This window comes from Rahnella laticis, from assembly GCF_015644585.1.
Classification (GTDB): Bacteria; Pseudomonadota; Gammaproteobacteria; order Enterobacterales; family Enterobacteriaceae; genus Rahnella; species Rahnella laticis.
Genome location: NZ_JADOBI010000002.1, coordinates 250916 through 268358 on the forward strand (window position 1 = coordinate 250916; position 17443 = coordinate 268358).

The window sequence follows — 17443 nt, forward strand, 5'->3', positions numbered from 1 at the left end:
TATTTTATACGGCTATCAGCCGTATAACGTTGACGTTTCAGGCAGGTACGCGTACAGTGCTGCATACGGCTGATAGCCGTATCTGAATCGAGAGGTCATCATGTCTAAAGAAGCGGTGTTCCCTTCTGACGCAAGAAATATAAAGAGTGCGCGTGTTGAGCTGAAGACCAGTCCGGACCTGAAAGAGTTGTTGCGCGAAGCGGCGGCGGCTGCGGGGCTGGATCTGAGTGCTTTTATCCTCAACGCGGCTATCGAGCGGGCTGAAAACGTACTGGAGAACCAGCGTCGTCGTGAGCTTTCGTCACAAGGCTGGCAGCAAATTAATCAGCTTCTGGCGGAACCGGCTGCACCAACGCTGGCATTGCAGGCGTTAATGCGGAGAAAGAAAAATGGTAAATCTGCAGAGTAAGCAAACCGGCGTGATGGTATGCAGTTACCAGTCTGACATTACGTATCCGGGTAATAAGCACTTTGATTGCGGACATCCGGTGTTCAATGCCTTTGTGCGCAACTCCCTGAAAAAAAGTGTCAGGGATGGAAACTGCGCTGCCAAAGCGGTGATTGATGCACAGACCGGAGAGTTATTCGGTGTGTGTACTTTCTCTGCTTACTGGCTTGAGCGCGGGAAATTAGCAGGAGTGGTGAGCGGTTCATTGCCTCTGGAAGTCGGCGTAGTACGCCTCATTATGCTAGGCGTCGCCACGAAAGAGCAAAATAAAGGGTACGGGCAGGATTTGCTGTTGGCATTTTTTGAACAAATAAAAGTTATTCATAACGCGCTGCCAATCAAAGGGGTGTATCTGGATGCCGATCCCGCCGCGATTAATTTCTATGCCCGGTTGGGATTTGCCCAACTGGATGCACCGCCAAATGCATTCGGGGCAGTGCCCATGTTCCTCGGCATTCAGCATATTCTTGCCGCCTGAAACCGCGGGGGGATCAACCCCGCCGTTTCGCAATCCATCCGCGCAAAATCCCTTCGGCGCTGACGGTCACAATCCCCAACATAATCAATAACGCACCGAGGATGAAATTCACTTTCAGCGGTTCGTGCAGCAATACTACGCCCGCGATGATGCCGAAGACCGGCGTCATGAAGGACAAAATGCCCAGACGCGACGCCTGATAACGGCGCATCAGGCTGAACCACGCGAGGTAGCTGGCGAAGGTTACGATGACGGTCTGGAAAAGCATACTGCTGACGGAAACCGGGCTAAGGCGGAAATGCGTTTGTCCGGTCAGCAGGGCCAGCCCGCCGAGCAGCACGAACGCGCCTGCCAGCTGATAGAACAGCGTCATAGTTGCACTGCCGGACGATAATTTACTGCGGCGCACGACGATAGTGGTCATGCCCCAGAACATGCCGGCCAGCAGGCCGAAAAAATCTCCGAGCAGCATATTGCTGGCCTGCGGTGCGGTGGCGGCATGCCCGCCAAACAAAAACGCCACAATCACGCCGGTAAACGTGATGCCAACGCCCGACCACTGCAGCGCGCTCAGCCGTTCTTCCGGCACCAGAAAATGCAGCCCCAGTGCGGCAAAAATCGGCGCGGTATACAGAAATACCGCCATGTGCGCCGCCGTGGTGAAGCGCAATCCTTCGGCGACAAACATAAATTCGATGGAAAACAGCAGGCCGACCAGCAAACCGGGGCGCAGGGTTTCACGGCTGAACGGAATTTTCCGCTGGCGCACCAGCATCAGGATCAGCACCGCCAGCCCGGCAATTCCCGAACGCAGCGCGACCTGCAACAACGGCGTTATATCAGCCGCCGCGCTTTTGATCGCCACCTGCTGCACGCCCCAAATCACACACAATCCTACCATCACGCTGGTAGCCATTCCGTCCAGCGGTTTACGCGCTTCCATTTCCATTCATCCGGTAAAAACTCAGGTCGACAGCTTATCGCGAAACGAATGATTCAGATAACGCTCAGTGTGCGGTGGCGCGCTTTTTCCACCGCAAACCGCTGAGCGTGACGGCCATGACGGAAAGCACGGCCAGCGCGGCGGCAGGGGCCAGAACACTCCACCACGCGCGCTCGATATAGGGCATGCCTTCGGCCAGTACACGCCCCCATTCCGGCACCGGCGGCGGTGCACCCAGCCCGAGAAATCCGAGTGACGCCAGCGCCAGCGCGATCCCCGGTAAACGTAACATCGCGTGGCGCAGCAGCGGGCCACACAGCGCGGGCAGCACGTAAAACACCGTGCGGCGGATGGCGCCCACGCCGACGACCGGCAGCATTTTCATGTACGGGCGTGCCTGAATTTCACTGACCAGCGCAGCGGTATGCGCCGCGAGCGGTGCCCAGCTTACGGCGGTGACGGCAATCGCCGCGCCGGTCGCGGTCGGGCCATTGACGGCGGCGACAACTAATCCGGCAATCACCGGCGGCAGCGCGTTGGTGACTTCAATCGGTCCGGTCATCGCGCGGGGAAATGCCCCCATCAGCAGACCGGCGGCGAGACAAATCAGCGATACGGCCAGCGCCTGCAAACAGGTGTTGAGCGTGCCGTGCGCGACACGGGCGAGCAGGTCGCGTCCCATCGCATCGGCCCCGAAAGGCAGCGCCAGCGACGGCGGTTGTAAGCGCAGATATTCCGACGTCAGCGGGTCACGCGGCAAACCGGCGAGCACCATTATCAGCAGTATTCCCAGACACAGCAGCGGGATCCATGCCCGCTGTTTTTCCGGCTGAGCCGTCTGCGCCGGAACCGGCACCGCGCCGAGTTGCAGCGCACGGCCCAGCAATAAACGGCGTCCGCCGCCCGCCAGCATTCCTGTCAGCGACGCCAGCAACAGCAGGATCAGCACGCCCGTCTGCAAGGCCGGTAAATCTCCGGCAGCTGCCGCGCCCAGCGTGGCGCGTCCGAGTCCGGGAATGGCAAAAACCTTTTCCACCGCGATGGCGCCGCCGGTCAGTGAAACCAGCACCAGACCGGTTAGCGGCATAACGCCCGGCAGCGAACGTGCGATCACCGCCAGCGCGGTGTGGCGACGTGAGATGCCCAGCACGCTCCAGGTGGTCAGCCAGCTTTCGCCAAAGGTTCCGGCCAGCGCATCGGAATACAGCCTGCCCAGATAACCGCCCGCAGGAAGCCCCAGCGCCAGCGAGGGCAAAACAGCGTATTGCCAGCCGAGCCAGCCGTAAGGCGGGAAGAATTGCAGCCAGACCGCGCCGGTGATCAGCAAAAACGACGCCAGCAAAAACTCCGGCAATGCGGTCAGCAGGGCAGCGAAAAAGCCCGCCGGGCGCGGCGTATGGCCGCGTAATCCGCGAATCATCGTGCCAGCACACAACAGCAACGCGAGCACCAGCGCCACCAGAGCGGACGACGCCATTAACGTCAGCGAAACACCGGTCGCCCGCAGCATGCCCGGCAACACCGGCAATCCTGAAACCCACGAAACGCCCGCATCGCCGTGCAGCAAACCGCCGAGCCAGCGGGCCAGCGCGTGCCACGGCCCCTGATCTAACCCTAGCGACAGCCGGATAGCGTTCAGCGTTTCGGCCGTTGCTTCCTGCTCACCGGAACGTGCGCGCAGCAATGACAGTGCCGGGTCCGTGCCGGAAAGCCACGGCAGCAGGCCGATCAGCACCACAATGGCGGCCAGCGTCAGCGCACGTGAAATCAAGGGTACCCGGGTGGCCGGCGGGCGCTGGCGTAACCGGCTGACGCCCGCGCAGGTCCGGCAATAAATCGATTCGCTCATCAGTCGGCCTGAGAATTGCGCTGTGTGGCGGCGTTGATCAGCGTGCGTTCACGCGGGTCACGCAGCGCATCGCTGACGTTCGCCGCTTCGCCCTGGATCACGCGCTCATGCAGCATCGGAATGGCGGCGTCGGTGGCGAGGATCTGATTTTCAGCCAGCATTATGGCCTTGCGACGGGCTTCTCCGGCGGGAATGACGGAGGCGTGTTGCAGCGCTTCATCGATTTCCGGGCGGCAAAGTTGTGCGATGTTGAACGACCCTTTGCAGGAGAAATCGCTGTAGAGATATGCCACCGGATCGCCGGAATCCAGCACCGTCGCGCGGGATAAAATAAAGGCGTCGAATTTTCCCGCCAGCGCATCGGTTTCAATTTGCGAATACTCGCGCACCACCTGTTTGACGGTAAATCCGGCGGCGGTCAGCTGTTGCGCCAGATATACCGCCACTTCCGGGAGTTCGGCGCGGTCGCTGAAGGTCGCCAGCGTGATGGTTTCCCCGGCCGGTTTACGCGCCGCCGCCGGATGCGCGACCGGGTGGCGTAACTGCGCCGCCCACGGCAACGCGGGGCCAAGCAGACCTTGCGCCACATCGGCGCGTTTTTCATAAACGTTATCCACCAGTTGCTGACGGTTGATGGCTTCGCGCACCGCCGCCCTCAGCGCCGGATCCTGCATCACGCCGAGCCGCGTGTTGAGATACAGCGTATTGGTGCGCGGCATCGGCACTTCGTGGATTAAGCGCTGGTCGAGCAAAGGTGCCTGAGAAACCGGGATGGCTTCGACGATGTCTGCCGTACCGGTGCGTAATGCCGCGCCACGCGCCGTGCCGTCCGGCACAAAACTGACGTCGATGCCGCTGGCCTTGGCTTTTTCGCCCCAGTAGCCGTCAAAGCGCTCGAGCCTGGCACTGCTGGTGCCATCCACCTGTACGAGTTCAAACGGGCCGGAACCGGTGTGGCGCGGGTTAACCACGCCGCTGGCGCTGTAGGCTTTTTGCGACAAAATCGCCAGCTGCGGGCTGGAGAGGCGCTGCGGCAGCAGAGGATCGGGCTGCGCCGTGGTGATAATCACCGCGTGTTCGCCGTCAGCCACGGCGGCGAGCTGAACGCCGTCGAGAATGCGCGGCTTCGGTGCTGCGCGGGCGGCAACGGTCAGGGAATTTACGACCGCCGCGGCATCCAGCGACGTGCCGTCGTGGAATTTCACATCATGGCGCAGCCCGAGACGCCAGCTGTTTTCGCCGGTTTGCTGCCATTTTGTCGCCAGCGCCGGTTGGGCTTCGCCGAGCTTATCGAGCACCACCAGCGTTTCCGCTGTACTCCAGCGCGAGAGCTTAAACGCATCGTCGCTGAGCGGCGTCAGGCCGGAACGCGGCGGTTGCAACATCGCCAGCCGCAGACGGGAATCTGCGCTGTTTTCGGTGGTTTTATCGGCTTCATTAAAGCAACCGGTCAGTAAAAGTGCAGCAGAAAGCAGCCCGGCCAGCGGGCTTAAACGTAACGCAGACATCAGAAGTTCCTTGTCAGATTGCAGGAGGAGGCAGCTGGCGGCAGATTCGCCACATTGCCAGCGCGCTTAAAAACGGAACGGCGGCCAGCGCCAGCCAGGGGATCACGGCGCCGGGCGACGGCACCAGTGCGTCATCGAGCAACCCGCCGAGCAGGAAATTTCCCGCCAGTACGGCGATGCCGCCCATCGAAGAGAGCGCCCCGTAATGCGCGCCAAGATTGTGCTGCCCGGCAAAACGCGGAATTAAATCCATCCCTACCGGCACAATCAGCATCTGCCCGACGGTCAGCAATGTGATCAGCAAAACAGACGGCAGCAGGCGCAGCCAGCCTTCCGGCGGTACCGTCCAGGCAAACATCGCCACGGCGGCGAAGGCGGAAGCAAGCAGCAGAAAACCGGCGGGCAAAATGATCCGCGCGCCAATACGGCGGGAAAACCGCGCCAGCGGCATTTGCAGTACGATCACCAGAACCGATGCCAGCACAAACAGCGGCCCGAGATCTTGCTCGCCGCCGCCGGAGCGACGCAGTTCCACCGGCAGCGCCAGATACAGCTGGTTGTAGCTGAACAGATACGCGCTGTAAGCCACGATAAATGCCACGAAACGCGGCTGACGAAAGGTCTCCCACCACGGCACAATTTTCAGTTCGGCAGCGCGTTTCGGCGCAGCGGGCAGGGTGAAAAACAACACCACCAGCGCAACCATAAATAAGCCGGAACCGGCCAGTGCCACCGGCTGAAAACCGTAGCCGGAAAGCAGCGAACCGAGCAGCGGCCCGAGCACTGCGCCGAGTTCTGCACAAACGGCTGACAGCGCAAACCATTCGGCGCGGCTGCGTTTTCCCGCTTTCTCGCTGTGCGTTCCTGCCTGCGCCAGCAGGGCTTCAATCGATGGCGAAAACAGCGCGCCGCCGATGCCGGTCAGGCAGGCACCGAGTATCACCGGCGTCAGCGTGTCGGAAAGCCCGAGCAAAAGGTATCCGGCGATGCGCACCACGCAGCCGCAGAGGATAACCACCCGCGCACCGAAGCGGTCGGACAACGCGCCGCCGAGCAAAAACATCCCTTGTTGCGAGAAGGTGCGCAGGCCGAGCACCAGTCCGATCGCCCAGCCGGAAAGCAGCATGTCATCGCGCAGAAACAGGGCGAGAAACGGCACCACGGCGTAAAAACCGATGTTAAAGACCAGATTGCTGCCCAGCAGCAGCGGAGGCCAGGGCGCAGACGTGCGGGTTTGAGAGCGGGTGAACATCGGGTTATCCGTTAACGATCAAAGGTAAATGAGGAACAGCCGCCAGCAGCTGGCGGGTATGCGGGTGGCGCGGAGCAAGCAGCGCGTCCTGCGTCGGGCGGTCTTCGATAATTTCGCCATCGTGCATGATCAGCAGGCGTTCGCACAGCCCGGCCACCATCGAGATATCGTGCGTCACCATCAGCAGCCCCATGCCGTTTTGCTGCGTGACCTGTTGTAAAAGCTGTTTGATTTGCTCACGCAGTGGTAAATCCAGCCCGCTGACCGGCTCATCGGCAATCAGAAATTCAGGGCGGATCGCCAGTGCACGGGCAATCGCCACGCGCTGTGCCTGCCCGCCGGACAGCACACCCGCCGCGCGATGCATCAGCATTTCCGGCAGCCCAGTTTGCGCCATCACCTGTGTCACGCGGGCTTTTATGCCGCCCTGAAAACCCAGACGCTTCAGCGGCTCAGCGATAATCTGCCCGACATTCTGATTGGGCGGCAGTGAACCGGCCGGATCCTGCGGAATGTATTGCACCCGCTGGCGGTATTCCCGCAGCGAACGGGCAGAACAGGGGCGGACAGATTTTCCGTCGCAAAACACATCGCCGCTGTCCGGCGCGTCCATCGCCAGCAAAATTCTCAGGAGTGAGGATTTTCCGCATCCGGAAGCGCCCACCAGCCCGACGCGCTCGTGGCGGCCAATACGTAAGGATAAGTGTGAAAACAGCGGCGCGGATCCTTGTTTTTTCTGCCAGAAAAAGCCCGGAACGGCCAGATTCCGGCCGACGTTGTGAAGGTGCAAAAACGGTTCGGTGACGAGTTGCAGTGAAGGATTCATCAGACGGCCACCGCGCTTAACGTGGAGGCATTCCGGTGCAGCGCCGCGCTGTGTTTTGCCGCCGCGACCAGCCTTCTGGTGTAGGCGTGTTGCGGATTATTCAGCAGCTGCGCCATCGGGGCGGATTCCACCACACGCCCGTTTTCCATCACCAGCGCCCGTCCGCAAAGTTGCGCGGCAACCGCGATGTCGTGTGTGATAAACAACAGGGCGCGCGGTTGTTGCGCATTTTCGCAAGCATCACGCATTACCTGCAAAACCCGTTGCTGTGTGAGCACGTCGAGGGCGGTGGTCGGCTCATCGGCCACCAGCAACGCGGAAGATGACTGCATTGCCAGCGCGATACATAAGCGCTGCCGCTGGCCGCCGGAAAGTTCTGCCGGATACCGTGCCGTAAAGTTGGGGATTTCACCCAGCCCGACCCGTTCAAGCATTTTGGCGAGTTCGTCCGCGCTGGCCGCAGGCAGGGCGAGATTCAGCTGTTTGCCGAGCGTCATCAGGGGATTGAGCGCTGTAGAGGAATCCTGGAATACCGTCGCAACGCGGCTTTGCGCGCAGCGCGCCACCGGATGTTGACCGCAGACTTCAATGCTGTTTACGCGAATGCTGCCGCTGAGCTTTGCGCCCGCAGGCGGCGTACCGGTGATGGTTTTCGCGGTCAGCGATTTGCCCGAGCCGGAAGCGCCGAGCAGGCAAACCCGCTCGCCCGCGCTAACGGAAAAGCACAGATCTGCGACACGCTGTTCTCCGGCGATTTCCAGCGTCAGCCCCTTAACCTCAAGGACCGGTTCGACATTTTTTGCCCTGTCAGCAGTCATTCCCTTCAACCTGTTCATCGCAGTAGTATATTTGATATGTGATAACATAACAAATTGTGTCAATTTGATGCAAAAGGTTTTGTGAGTTTTTTTGGATTTCTTGCTTATGCGATTATGTAGGATTTTTATTATCAATATTAAAACCTCTCCTGTACGCCTCGCGAAAATAACGTAAGTAATACGTAACAGAATCCCATGTTTTCCGAAAATCAAAACGTCCCCGATGAACCTCGGATATTTCCCACAGTCTGTTAGCGAGGTTATTTCTTCTGAAAGCAAAAAACTTTTTTGTTTTCAGGAAATTCGGTGAGTTGAAAAACGGCGTGCACGGATCACATGACAATGAAAAAATTACTCTTAGCGTCGCTGCTGTTGAGCAGCACGGCGGCTTTTGCCGCTGACGGTTTTGTCGTCAAAGACATTCACGTCGAAGGTTTGCAGCGCGTGACCGTCGGTGCTGCGTTGCTGAGCATTCCCGTGCGGGTGGGAGATACGGTATCGGATGACGATATCAGCCAGACGATCCGTTCGCTGTTTGCGACCGGAAATTTTGACGATGTGAAAGTACTGGAAGAGGGCAACACGCTGATTGTTCAGGTAAAAGAAAGGCCGACGATCGCCAGCATTACCTTCTCCGGTAACAAAGCCATCAAAGACGATATGCTGAAACAAAACCTCGAGGCTTCCGGGGTTCGCGTCGGCGATGCGCTGGATCGCACCACCATTTCCTCGATTGAACACGGCCTGGAGGATTTCTATTACAGCGTCGGCAAATACAGCGCCAGCGTGAAAGCCGTGGTAACGCCGCTGCCGCGTAACCGCGTGGATGTGAAGCTGGTCTTCACCGAAGGGGTATCGGCAAGAATTCAGCAAATCAATATCGTGGGTAACAAAGCCTTCACCAATGATGACCTGATCGCGCACTTCCAGCTGCGTGATGAAGTCCCGTGGTGGAACGTAATCGGCGATAAGAAATACGAAAAACAGAAACTGTCCGGCGATCTCGAAACGCTGCGCAGTTTTTATCTTGACCGGGGTTATGCGCGTTTTAACGTGGATTCCACGCAGGTCAGCCTGACGCCGGATAAGAAAGGCATTTATATTACGGTCAATATTACCGAAGGTGCGCAATATAAAGTTTCAGGCGTCACGCTGACCGGTTCGATGGCCGGACATTCGGCTGAGGTTGAAGCGCTGACCGCTATTCCGGCGGGCGAATTATATAACGGCGCGAAAGTCACCAAAATCGAAGGCGATATTAAAAATATGCTGGGACGTTACGGATATGCTTATCCGCACGTTACCACGCAGAGCGAGATTAATGACGGCGATAAAACCGTCAGACTGCATATTAACGTGGATACCGGAAATCGTTATTCGGTGCGCCGGATCCGTTTTGAAGGGAACGACACGTCGAAAGACGAAGTGCTGCGCCGTGAAATGCGTCAGATGGAAGGCGCGTGGCTGGGTAACGATCTGGTGCAAAAAGGCAAAGACCGCCTGAACCGGACCGGCTATTTCGAGACAGTCGATGTCGATACGCAGCCGGTGCCGGGTTCCACCGATCAGGTGGACGTGGTGTACAAAGTCAAAGAGCGTAACACCGGCACATTCAACGTCGGCGTGGGGTACGGCACAGACAGCGGCATCAGCTATCAGCTCGGTGTGACACAGGATAACTGGCTCGGCAGCGGTAACACGGTCAGTTTTAGCGGTACGCGTAACTCCTACCAGACGTATGTCGAAATCTCAGCGACTAACCCGTATTACACGGTTGACGGCGTGAGTCTGGGCGGCAAAGTCTTCTACAACCACTACGACGCCGAAGATAACGATCTGGCGGCGTACAACCTGCAAAGCTACGGTACCGGCGTTAACCTTGGCCTGCCGGTCAGTGAAGACAATACGCTGAATCTCGGGCTGGATTATGTTCACAGCACGCTCAGCGACATGGAACCGCAGGTGGCGGTGTGGCGCTATCTGAACGCCAGCGGCGTGCAGCCGGGCGTGGTGACCTCAGGTAACAGCACGGCGGAACTGCGCACCAACGACTTCTTCGCCAGCGTCGGATGGGCATATAACGATCTCAACCGTGGCTTCTTCCCGTCATCGGGCACGCGCGCCAGCTTAAGCGCAAAGGTCACGACACCGGGCTCGGACGACAGTTATTACAAAATTACGTTTGATGCCAACCACTACATCCCGCTGAGCGACAAATCCGACTGGGTGCTGATGGGCCGCGCGAAAGCCGGTTATGCCGCCGGACTGGGCGGTAACGACGTGCCGTTCTACGATAACTTCTACGCGGGTGGCTCCAGTTCGGTGCGCGGGTTCTCCTCCAACACCATCGGCCCGAAAGCGGCGTATTACAAATGTGCGACCACGGATACGTCGTATTCCACCTGCCCGGTGGAAAAATCCAGCGACGCGGTGGGCGGAAATGCGATGGCGATCGCCAGCGCAGAACTGTACGTGCCGACGCCATTCATCAGCGAGAAATACGCCAGTTCCGTGCGCACATCGTTCTTCGTGGATTCCGGTACGGTGTGGGATACGAAATGGCAAAATACGGCAGCGACGGAAGCCGCAGGTATTCCGGATTACAGTGACCCGACACATATTCGTGTTTCCAGCGGTATTTCACTGCAATGGCAATCGCCGTTAGGCCCATTGGTATTCTCCTATGCGCAACCGCTGGTGAAATATGAAGGCGACAGCGCGGAACAGTTCCAGTTTAATATCGGTAAAACCTGGTGATAATATTAGCGACTTACAAAGTTATTACTTTATACAGACGCAATGAGGATAGAAACTGAGACGGATTTAATTATAATGTGCGCATGATGTTTATTGAGCAACCATTTATGGTAAAACATCATGCCATTATAATATTGTTGGAGTTCTTCCTTCTTTGAGGCCGTCCCTGTACGGCCTCTTTTTTTATTTGTAATATCGGGTTTTTATATTTCGACTCTGCGCTTCAATCAAAAAAATACCGCATCCCTGCGGTATTCACTGCATATCTCTTTAAACTCTTCGCGTTATTTCACCCCACCACCGAGCGACTGCCACAGCGTGATGCGGTTTTCAAAATCGGTCTGATGTAAGGCAATCAGATCTACCTGTGCAGACCACAGCGAGCGCTGGTCGGTCAGTACGGTCAGGTAATCACCAGCGCCGGTTTCATAGCTGCGGCGCGCCAGGTCATAACTGCGTTGCGACGCGGCGACGTATTGCTGCTGTGCATCCAGTTGTTCGCTGAGCGTTGCGCGACGGGCGAGGGCGTTAGCAACGTCCTTGAATGCGCTCTGAATGGATTTTTCATACGCAGCGATCAGGCCTTTTTTCTCGGCTTCGGCGTACCGCAGCTGCGCGGTATTGCTGCCGCCGGTGAACAGCGGCAGCGTCAGGCTGGGGGCGAATGACCAGACGTTGGCGCCGTGGCTGAACAGGTTCGACAGGGAACTGCTGCCGATGCCTGCGCTGGCGGTGAGTGACAGCGTCGGGAAGAAGTTTGCCCGCGCTGCGCCGATATCCGCGTTGGCGCTTTTGAGGTTATGTTCGGCTTCCTGCACGTCCGGGCGACGCAGTAATACGGAGGACAACACACCGGCGGGCACCAGCGCGATGGCCTCCGGCGACAGATCTTCCAGCGTGCCCGGCAGCAGGTTTTGCGGCACGGTTTCCCCCACCAGCAGGTTCAGGGCGTTGATGTCCTGCGCAACCAGCGTCTGATAGCTGGCGACGCTGGCGCGGGCAGACTGATACACCGCCATGGATTCGCTGACATCCGGCCCGGAAGCCACGCCTTCTTTCTGGCGCAACCGGGTGATACGCAGTGAATCCGCCGCGCTTTTTTGCGTGTCCTGCGCCAGTTTCAGGTTGCTGTTATCCGCCGCCAGCGTGACCCACGCGGTGCTGGTTTCGGCAATCAGCGTCAGCCGGGTGTTCTGCGCGGTGGATTCACTGGCCAGCCAGGTTTCTTTCGCCGCCGTGCTCAGGCTGCGGTTGCGACCAAACAAATCAATCTCAAAACTGCTCACCGCGCCGTCGGCGGTGGCAGAGCTTGAAACCCCCGCATCCTGCGTGCGGCTGCGGGTTTGCGTCAGTTCCGCATCCACCGTCGGGAACAGGCTCGCGCGCTGCTCCCCGTAAAGCGCTTTCGCCGCTTCGATATCGGCAATCGCTTCCTGCATATCGCGGTTGCTGGTCAGCGCCTTCGCGACCACCGCACTGAGGCGCGGATCGGTCATGATGTGTTGCCAGTCGGCGAGCACGGTTGTGGCGGCAGGCTGCGTTCCCTGCGCAGGCCAGACGGCAGGTACCGGCGCGGCAGGGCGCTGGTAGTGCGGATCCAGTGAAAGACAACCGGCCAGCAGGAACGACAACGAAATAATACTCAGACGAAAAATCATGCTTACTCCTGCGCGTCTTTGTGGCCGGTGAAGACTTTTTTCACCAGAACGAAGAACAGCGGAACAAAGAAAATAGCCAGTAATGTGGCGGTCACGGTGCCGCCGATAATGCCGGTACCAATGGCGATACGGCTGTTAGCCCCCGCACCGGTTGCAACCGCCAGCGGCATGACCCCGGCGATAAAGGCCAGTGACGTCATCAGAATCGGGCGCAGGCGGGTCCGCGCCGCAGAGAGCGCCGCCGCCGTTAACGTGCTGCCCTGTTTGAGCGCCGCCTCGGCGAATTCAACGATCAGGATGGCGTTTTTCGACGAGAGCCCGATGGTGGTCAGCAACGCGACCTGGAAATACACGTCGTTATTCAGGCCGCGAAGTTCGGCGGCAAGGGATGCCCCAAGCAGACCGAGCGGGATCACCAGAATGACGGAGAAGGGGACAGACCAGCTTTCGTACAGCGCGGCGAGACACAGAAACACCACCAGAATCGAGATGCCGTAAAGGCTCAGCGCCTGCCCGCTGGCCAGCTTTTCCTGCAATGACAATCCGCTCCAGGCCCAGGTGGAACCGGCCGGGAGTTTATCTGCCAGCGCTTCCATTTTTGCCATGGCCGCGCCGGAGCTGTAGCCGTCGGTGTTTTCACCCTGAATCTCATAGGAGGTTGAACCGTTGTAGCGCGCCAGACTCTCCGGGCCATAGGTCCAGTGTGTGGTGGCGAACGCGGAGAACGGCGTCATGCTGGTGCCGTCGCTGCTGCGGACAAACCATTTGTTCAGGTCAGCCGGTTTGGAACGGAACTGGCTGTCGCCCTGAATGTACACTTCTTTTACGCGGCCACGGTCAATGAAATCATTGACATAGGTTCCGCCCCACGCGCTGCTCAGCGTATCAGTGACGTCACTCAGCGTTAACCCGAGCGCCACGGCTTTGTTGTTGTCGATATCCACCTGAAGCTGTGGCATCTGCGGTAAATCATTGGCGCGGACCGATTGCAGTTCCGGGCTCTTTGCCGCCATTGCCAGCAGTTCTGTCCGCAGTTTCATCAGTTCTGCGCGGCTGGTGCCGCCGGTTGACATCAGCTCAAAGGTGAAGCCGTTGCTTTGCCCCAGACCGTCCACCGACGGCGGTGTCATGGCAATGACTTTTGCATCGCGGATCACCGCGAGATCTTTCATGGCGCGTCCGGCGATAGACTGCGCGGTGTTGGCCGTGCCGGGGCGGTCGTCCCAGTTTTTAAGGGAGACGAAGGCCATTCCGGCGTTCTGGCCGCTGCCGCTGAAGTTAAAGCCGGTGATGGTGAAAATGACGTTAGTATTGTCTTTTTCTTTATCCATAAACCACTGGGTAACACGGGAATTCACCGCTTCGGTGCGGTTCGCCGTTGCGCCCGCCGGCAGGGTGTACTGCACCATAATCTCGCCCTGATCTTCGGACGGCAGGAAGCTGGTCGGCAGTTGCCACATCAGCAAGCCCATCAGCGCCGCCATCGCACCGTATATCAGCACCATCGCGACCGGGCGACGCTGAACGTGCGTGACGCCATTCTCATAGCGATGCTCAGTGCGGGAATACAGGCGGTTGAAGCCGCCAAAGAAACCGGTGGTCGATTGCGGTTTATGGCGCAGGAAAGCGCCGCACAGCGCGGGAGTCAGGGTCAGCGCGACCACAACAGAAAGCGCCATCGCGGAGATAATCGTGACCGAGAACTGGCGGTAAATAACGCCGGTTGAGCCGCCGAAAAAGGCCATCGGCAGGAAGACGGCGGAGAGCACCAAAGCAATTGCCACCAGCGCGCCGGAGATTTCACCCATCGATTTCTCGGTGGCATCGCGGGCAGAAAGCCCTTCGTCGCGCATGATTCGCTCGACGTTTTCCACCACCACAATGGCGTCATCCACCAGCAAACCGATCGCGAGCACCATCGCAAACAGCGTCAGGGTGTTGATCGAATAGCCGAATAACGCCAGAACGCCGAACGTCCCGAGTAACACCACCGGCACCGCCAGCGCAGGAATGAGCGTGGCGCGAAGATTCTGCATAAACAGATACATCACCACGATCACCAGCAGGATGGCTTCGACCAGCGTTTTAATCACGTCCTGCACCGACACTTTAATGAATTCGGTGCTGTCTTTCGGATACGCAATGTCATAGCCCTTCGGCATGCTGCGCTGGTATTCGCTGATGGTATTTTTCACCAGCGTGGCGGTGTCGAGCGCATTGGCACCCGGCGACAACATGACTGCCATACCCGCAGCCGGATGGCCGTTCAGCTGGGAGGTCGCGGTGTAATCTTCACTGCCCATTTCAACGCGCGCGACGTCGCTGATGCGGACAATCGCGCCGCCGGTATTGCCTTTCACGATGATATTGCGGAACTGTTCCGGCGTTTGCAGGCGCGACTGCGCACGCACGGTGGCAGTCAGTTGCTGAGTATTTGAAGACGGCAAACCGCCAATTTTACCGGCAGAAATCTGTACGTTTTGCGCTTCAATCGCGGTCTGAACGTCAGACGGCATCAGGTCGTAAGCCGCCAGTTTGGTCGGGTCCATCCAGATGCGCATGGCATATTCCGCCCCGAACACCTGCAAGCTGCCGACGCCGCTGACGCGCGCCAGCGGATCCTGCATGTTACTCACCAGCCAGTCGGCGATATCCGAGCTGGTGGCTTTGTCGGTTTTGTCATACACCGCCATGATCAGAAGGAAGTTGGACTGCGATTTTGTGACGGTCACGCCTGCGGTCTGCACTTCCGTCGGCAGGCGCGATTCGGCCTGCTGCACTTTGTTCTGCACCTGAACCTGCGCGGTATCCGCGTTGGTGCCCTGTTTGAACGTCACCGTGATATCCACGGAGCCGTCAGAACTGCTGCTGGAGCTGAAATAGAGCAGATTATCCAGGCCGGTCAGCTGCTGTTCGATGACCTGCGTGACGCTGTTTTCCAGCGTTTCTGCGGATGCGCCGGAATACGTCGCCTGGATTTTAACGGAAGGCGGCGCGACGTCCGGGTATTGCGCGACCGGCAGCGTGCGGATCGCCATGACACCGGCCATCATGATCAAAATGGAAATCACCCAGGCAAAAACCGGGCGACGTACGAAGAAGCGGGAAAACATCAGGCGGCTCCTTCTGTGCTTTGGGCTGCGGTGGCGTCGTTATTCACTTCCACCGGTTTGACGGTGTCGCCGGTTGAGACTTTATCGCTGCCTTCCACCAGCACGCGGTCGCCTGCCTGTAAGCCTTTGAGGATCAGCCAGTTTGTGCCGCTGGCGTCGCCGGTCACGACATCACGTTGCTCGACTTTTTTTTCTGCGGTGACGACCAGTGCGGTGGCATCGCCTTTTGCATCGCGGGTGATGCCCTGCTGCGGCGCGAGAATCGCGTTTTCGACCACGCCTTCATCGACATCAGCGCGGATAAACATCCCCGGCAGCAAAACATGTTTCGGATTCGGGAACACGGCGCGCAGTGTCACTGAGCCGGTAGCTTCATCGACGGCCACTTCGGTCAGCTCCAGACGGCCTTTTTCGGGATATACCGAACCGTCTTCCAGCGTCAGCGTTACGCTTAAGGTGTCGCTGTTAGTCGCCAGCGCGCGTTTGCGCAGGCTGAGTAAATCCGCGCTGGAACGGGTGAGATCCACATACATGGCGTCGAGATTACGGACGGTAGCCAGCGCGGTGTCCTGCGCGGCAGAGACCAGCGCGCCCGGCGTAACGGATGAAATGCCAATCCGGCCCGCAATCGGCGATGTCACGCGCGTCCAGTCGAGATTAATTTTTGCCGTTTCCAGCGCCGCCGCTTTTTCATCAACGCTGGCGCGATCTTCCGCACAGGCTGACTGCGCGTCTTCGGCGTCCTGCTGCGACACGCCCTGTTCCTTCACCAGCACGGCGTAGCGTTTGGCTTTCTGGCAATCGGAAATCACCAGCGCTTTGGCACTTTTCAGCGCAGCGGCGGCCTGATCGTAGGTGGCTTTATAGGATGACGGGTCAATCTGGTATAACGCCTGACCGGCTTTGACCGTGTCGCCTTCGGTGAATAAGCGTTTCTGAATAATACCGCCGACCTGCGGGCGCACATCGGCGGTTAACGTTGCCGTGGTGCGCCCGGTTAATTCGCTGACCAGATTAAAAGATTGTGCTTTTAGCGTGACAACGCCGACGTCGACGGGCGGGGCAGATTGCTGAGCGGTCTGCGAATTATCACAGCCGCTCAGCCCCAGGATAATTAATAATGGCAAAAGTCTGGATGGCATTTTGGTGTCCGTAAATAATAACAAAATAAAAAAAGGCAACGGATATCCTTCACTGCTTATTAAATAAAGCAGCGGGGATAACGTCGGATTTAATTAAATAAGGTCAGGAAAGTTTAAAGTTCGTTGATCTTTCGTGTCGCCTCATTGACGTATTCAATTATTTGAGCGTATTTCTCCGGTGTTACTTCTCCGTTATACGATTTAGCCCGTACTGTGATTTTTAAATTCTCTATGGCATAAATCAGTTCAGGCGCAGGCGGGGGATTGTTTTTAATCACCCGCGTTTTCATTTTTTCTTCAATGACGCGAATTTCTTTTCGTTTAAGTGCCAGAAATGCCGAACCGTCAGGCGTCATGGTGAACTGCTTTTTACCGCCTTCAATGTCGGTGGCGGTGGCGAAACCCTCTTCGACGATCAGCGTTAAAATGGGGTAAATCACGCCGGGGCTGGGGATGTACGCGCCCATGGAGTAGCCTTCGATGGTTTTAATGATTTCATAACCGTGCGCCGGGTTGATCTGAATAAGATGCAGCACAAATAACGTCAGTTCCTGACGCGTAAACAGCTTACTTTTGCGGCGGGCGGTGGGCCCTGAGTTTGTCATCGGTTTTGCCTTCTGCCATGAACCGGATGGCCTCAAGATATATCTT

At 58.1% G+C, this 17443-nt stretch carries 13 protein-coding genes; 3 read left to right on the plus strand and 10 right to left on the minus strand.

Translation table 11 applies throughout. From position 1 onward, the window contains the following. The first annotated feature begins 100 nt into the window (after positions 1-100). Positions 101-409 (plus strand): type II toxin-antitoxin system TacA family antitoxin, encoded by a 309-nt coding sequence (locus IV433_RS04485; protein ID WP_195813188.1) that lies wholly within the window; start codon positions 101-103, stop codon positions 407-409. Next, positions 390-926, plus strand: a complete 537-nt coding sequence (locus tag IV433_RS04490; RefSeq protein ID WP_195813189.1) for a GNAT family N-acetyltransferase — start codon at positions 390-392, stop codon at positions 924-926. The genes IV433_RS04485 and IV433_RS04490 overlap by 20 nt, the downstream gene beginning before the upstream one ends. Positions 927-939: 13 nt before the next feature. On the opposite strand, the gene IV433_RS04495 is transcribed toward IV433_RS04490, so the two are convergent. From IV433_RS04495 to IV433_RS04520, 6 genes are all read right to left on the minus strand, one after another. Next, positions 940-1869 carry a DMT family transporter gene (locus IV433_RS04495; protein WP_195813190.1) on the minus strand — a complete coding sequence of 310 codons (930 nt, stop codon included), beginning with the start codon at positions 1867-1869 and terminating at the stop codon, positions 940-942. 64 nt (positions 1870-1933) lie between these two features. Beyond that, a complete protein-coding gene (locus IV433_RS04500; RefSeq protein ID WP_195813191.1) occupies positions 1934-3718 on the minus strand; it encodes an ABC transporter permease subunit in 1785 nt (594 codons plus the stop codon). Continuing rightward, positions 3718-5226, minus strand: a complete 1509-nt coding sequence (locus tag IV433_RS04505) for an ABC transporter substrate-binding protein (protein ID WP_195813192.1) — start codon at positions 5224-5226, stop codon at positions 3718-3720. Before IV433_RS04505 ends, IV433_RS04500 begins: the two co-directional genes overlap by 1 nt. Before the next feature lie 13 nt (positions 5227-5239). Continuing rightward, the gene (locus IV433_RS04510) at positions 5240-6478 is read right to left on the minus strand and encodes an MFS transporter (RefSeq protein WP_195813193.1); all 1239 of its coding nucleotides are present in this window, start codon (positions 6476-6478) and stop codon (positions 5240-5242) included. Between the two features lie 4 nt (positions 6479-6482). Continuing rightward, positions 6483-7304, minus strand: a complete 822-nt coding sequence (locus IV433_RS04515) for an ABC transporter ATP-binding protein (protein WP_195813194.1) — start codon at positions 7302-7304, stop codon at positions 6483-6485. Next, on the minus strand, positions 7304-8122 hold the full coding sequence (locus IV433_RS04520) for an ATP-binding cassette domain-containing protein (RefSeq protein ID WP_195813195.1): 819 nt from the start codon (positions 8120-8122) through the stop codon (positions 7304-7306). The genes IV433_RS04515 and IV433_RS04520 overlap by 1 nt, the downstream gene beginning before the upstream one ends. 336 nt (positions 8123-8458) lie before the next feature. On the opposite strand from IV433_RS04520, the gene bamA reads away from it, so the two are divergent. Further along, a complete protein-coding gene (gene bamA / locus IV433_RS04525) occupies positions 8459-10879 on the plus strand; it encodes an outer membrane protein assembly factor BamA (RefSeq protein WP_195813196.1) in 2421 nt (806 codons plus the stop codon). A 284-nt stretch (positions 10880-11163) separates the two neighbouring features. Here the strand turns inward: bamA and IV433_RS04530 are convergent, their stop codons facing one another. From IV433_RS04530 to IV433_RS04545, 4 genes are all read right to left on the minus strand, one after another. Continuing rightward, a complete protein-coding gene (locus IV433_RS04530; protein WP_195813513.1) occupies positions 11164-12534 on the minus strand; it encodes an efflux transporter outer membrane subunit in 1371 nt (456 codons plus the stop codon). A 5-nt stretch (positions 12535-12539) separates the two neighbouring features. Continuing rightward, positions 12540-15650 carry an efflux RND transporter permease subunit gene (locus IV433_RS04535; RefSeq protein ID WP_195813197.1) on the minus strand — a complete coding sequence of 1037 codons (3111 nt, stop codon included), beginning with the start codon at positions 15648-15650 and terminating at the stop codon, positions 12540-12542. Continuing rightward, positions 15650-16792 (minus strand): efflux RND transporter periplasmic adaptor subunit, encoded by a 1143-nt coding sequence (locus IV433_RS04540; RefSeq protein ID WP_195813198.1) that lies wholly within the window; start codon positions 16790-16792, stop codon positions 15650-15652. The genes IV433_RS04535 and IV433_RS04540 overlap by 1 nt, the downstream gene beginning before the upstream one ends. 113 nt (positions 16793-16905) lie before the next feature. Then, positions 16906-17397 carry a PadR family transcriptional regulator gene (locus tag IV433_RS04545; RefSeq protein WP_195813199.1) on the minus strand — a complete coding sequence of 164 codons (492 nt, stop codon included), beginning with the start codon at positions 17395-17397 and terminating at the stop codon, positions 16906-16908. Between the last annotated feature and the right edge of the window lie 46 nt (positions 17398-17443).

Excerpts from the sequence above, each read along its gene's own strand:
- IV433_RS04540 (WP_195813198.1), bottom strand. The coding sequence starts at position 16,792 with ATGCCATCCAGACTTTTGCCATTATTAATTATCCTGGGGCTGAGCGGC.
- IV433_RS04515 (WP_195813194.1), bottom strand. The coding sequence starts at position 7,304 with ATGAATCCTTCACTGCAACTCGTCACCGAACCGTTTTTGCACCTTCAC.
- IV433_RS04535 (WP_195813197.1), bottom strand. The coding sequence starts at position 15,650 with ATGTTTTCCCGCTTCTTCGTACGTCGCCCGGTTTTTGCCTGGGTGATT.
- IV433_RS04485 (WP_195813188.1), top strand. The coding sequence starts at position 101 with ATGTCTAAAGAAGCGGTGTTCCCTTCTGACGCAAGAAATATAAAGAGT.
- IV433_RS04495 (WP_195813190.1), bottom strand. The coding sequence starts at position 1,869 with ATGGAAGCGCGTAAACCGCTGGACGGAATGGCTACCAGCGTGATGGTA.
- IV433_RS04500 (WP_195813191.1), bottom strand. The coding sequence starts at position 3,718 with ATGAGCGAATCGATTTATTGCCGGACCTGCGCGGGCGTCAGCCGGTTA.
- IV433_RS04505 (WP_195813192.1), bottom strand. The coding sequence starts at position 5,226 with ATGTCTGCGTTACGTTTAAGCCCGCTGGCCGGGCTGCTTTCTGCTGCA.
- IV433_RS04520 (WP_195813195.1), bottom strand. The coding sequence starts at position 8,122 with ATGACTGCTGACAGGGCAAAAAATGTCGAACCGGTCCTTGAGGTTAAG.
- IV433_RS04510 (WP_195813193.1), bottom strand. The coding sequence starts at position 6,478 with ATGTTCACCCGCTCTCAAACCCGCACGTCTGCGCCCTGGCCTCCGCTG.
- bamA (WP_195813196.1), top strand. The coding sequence starts at position 8,459 with ATGACAATGAAAAAATTACTCTTAGCGTCGCTGCTGTTGAGCAGCACG.
- IV433_RS04545 (WP_195813199.1), bottom strand. The coding sequence starts at position 17,397 with ATGACAAACTCAGGGCCCACCGCCCGCCGCAAAAGTAAGCTGTTTACG.
- IV433_RS04490 (WP_195813189.1), top strand. The coding sequence starts at position 390 with ATGGTAAATCTGCAGAGTAAGCAAACCGGCGTGATGGTATGCAGTTAC.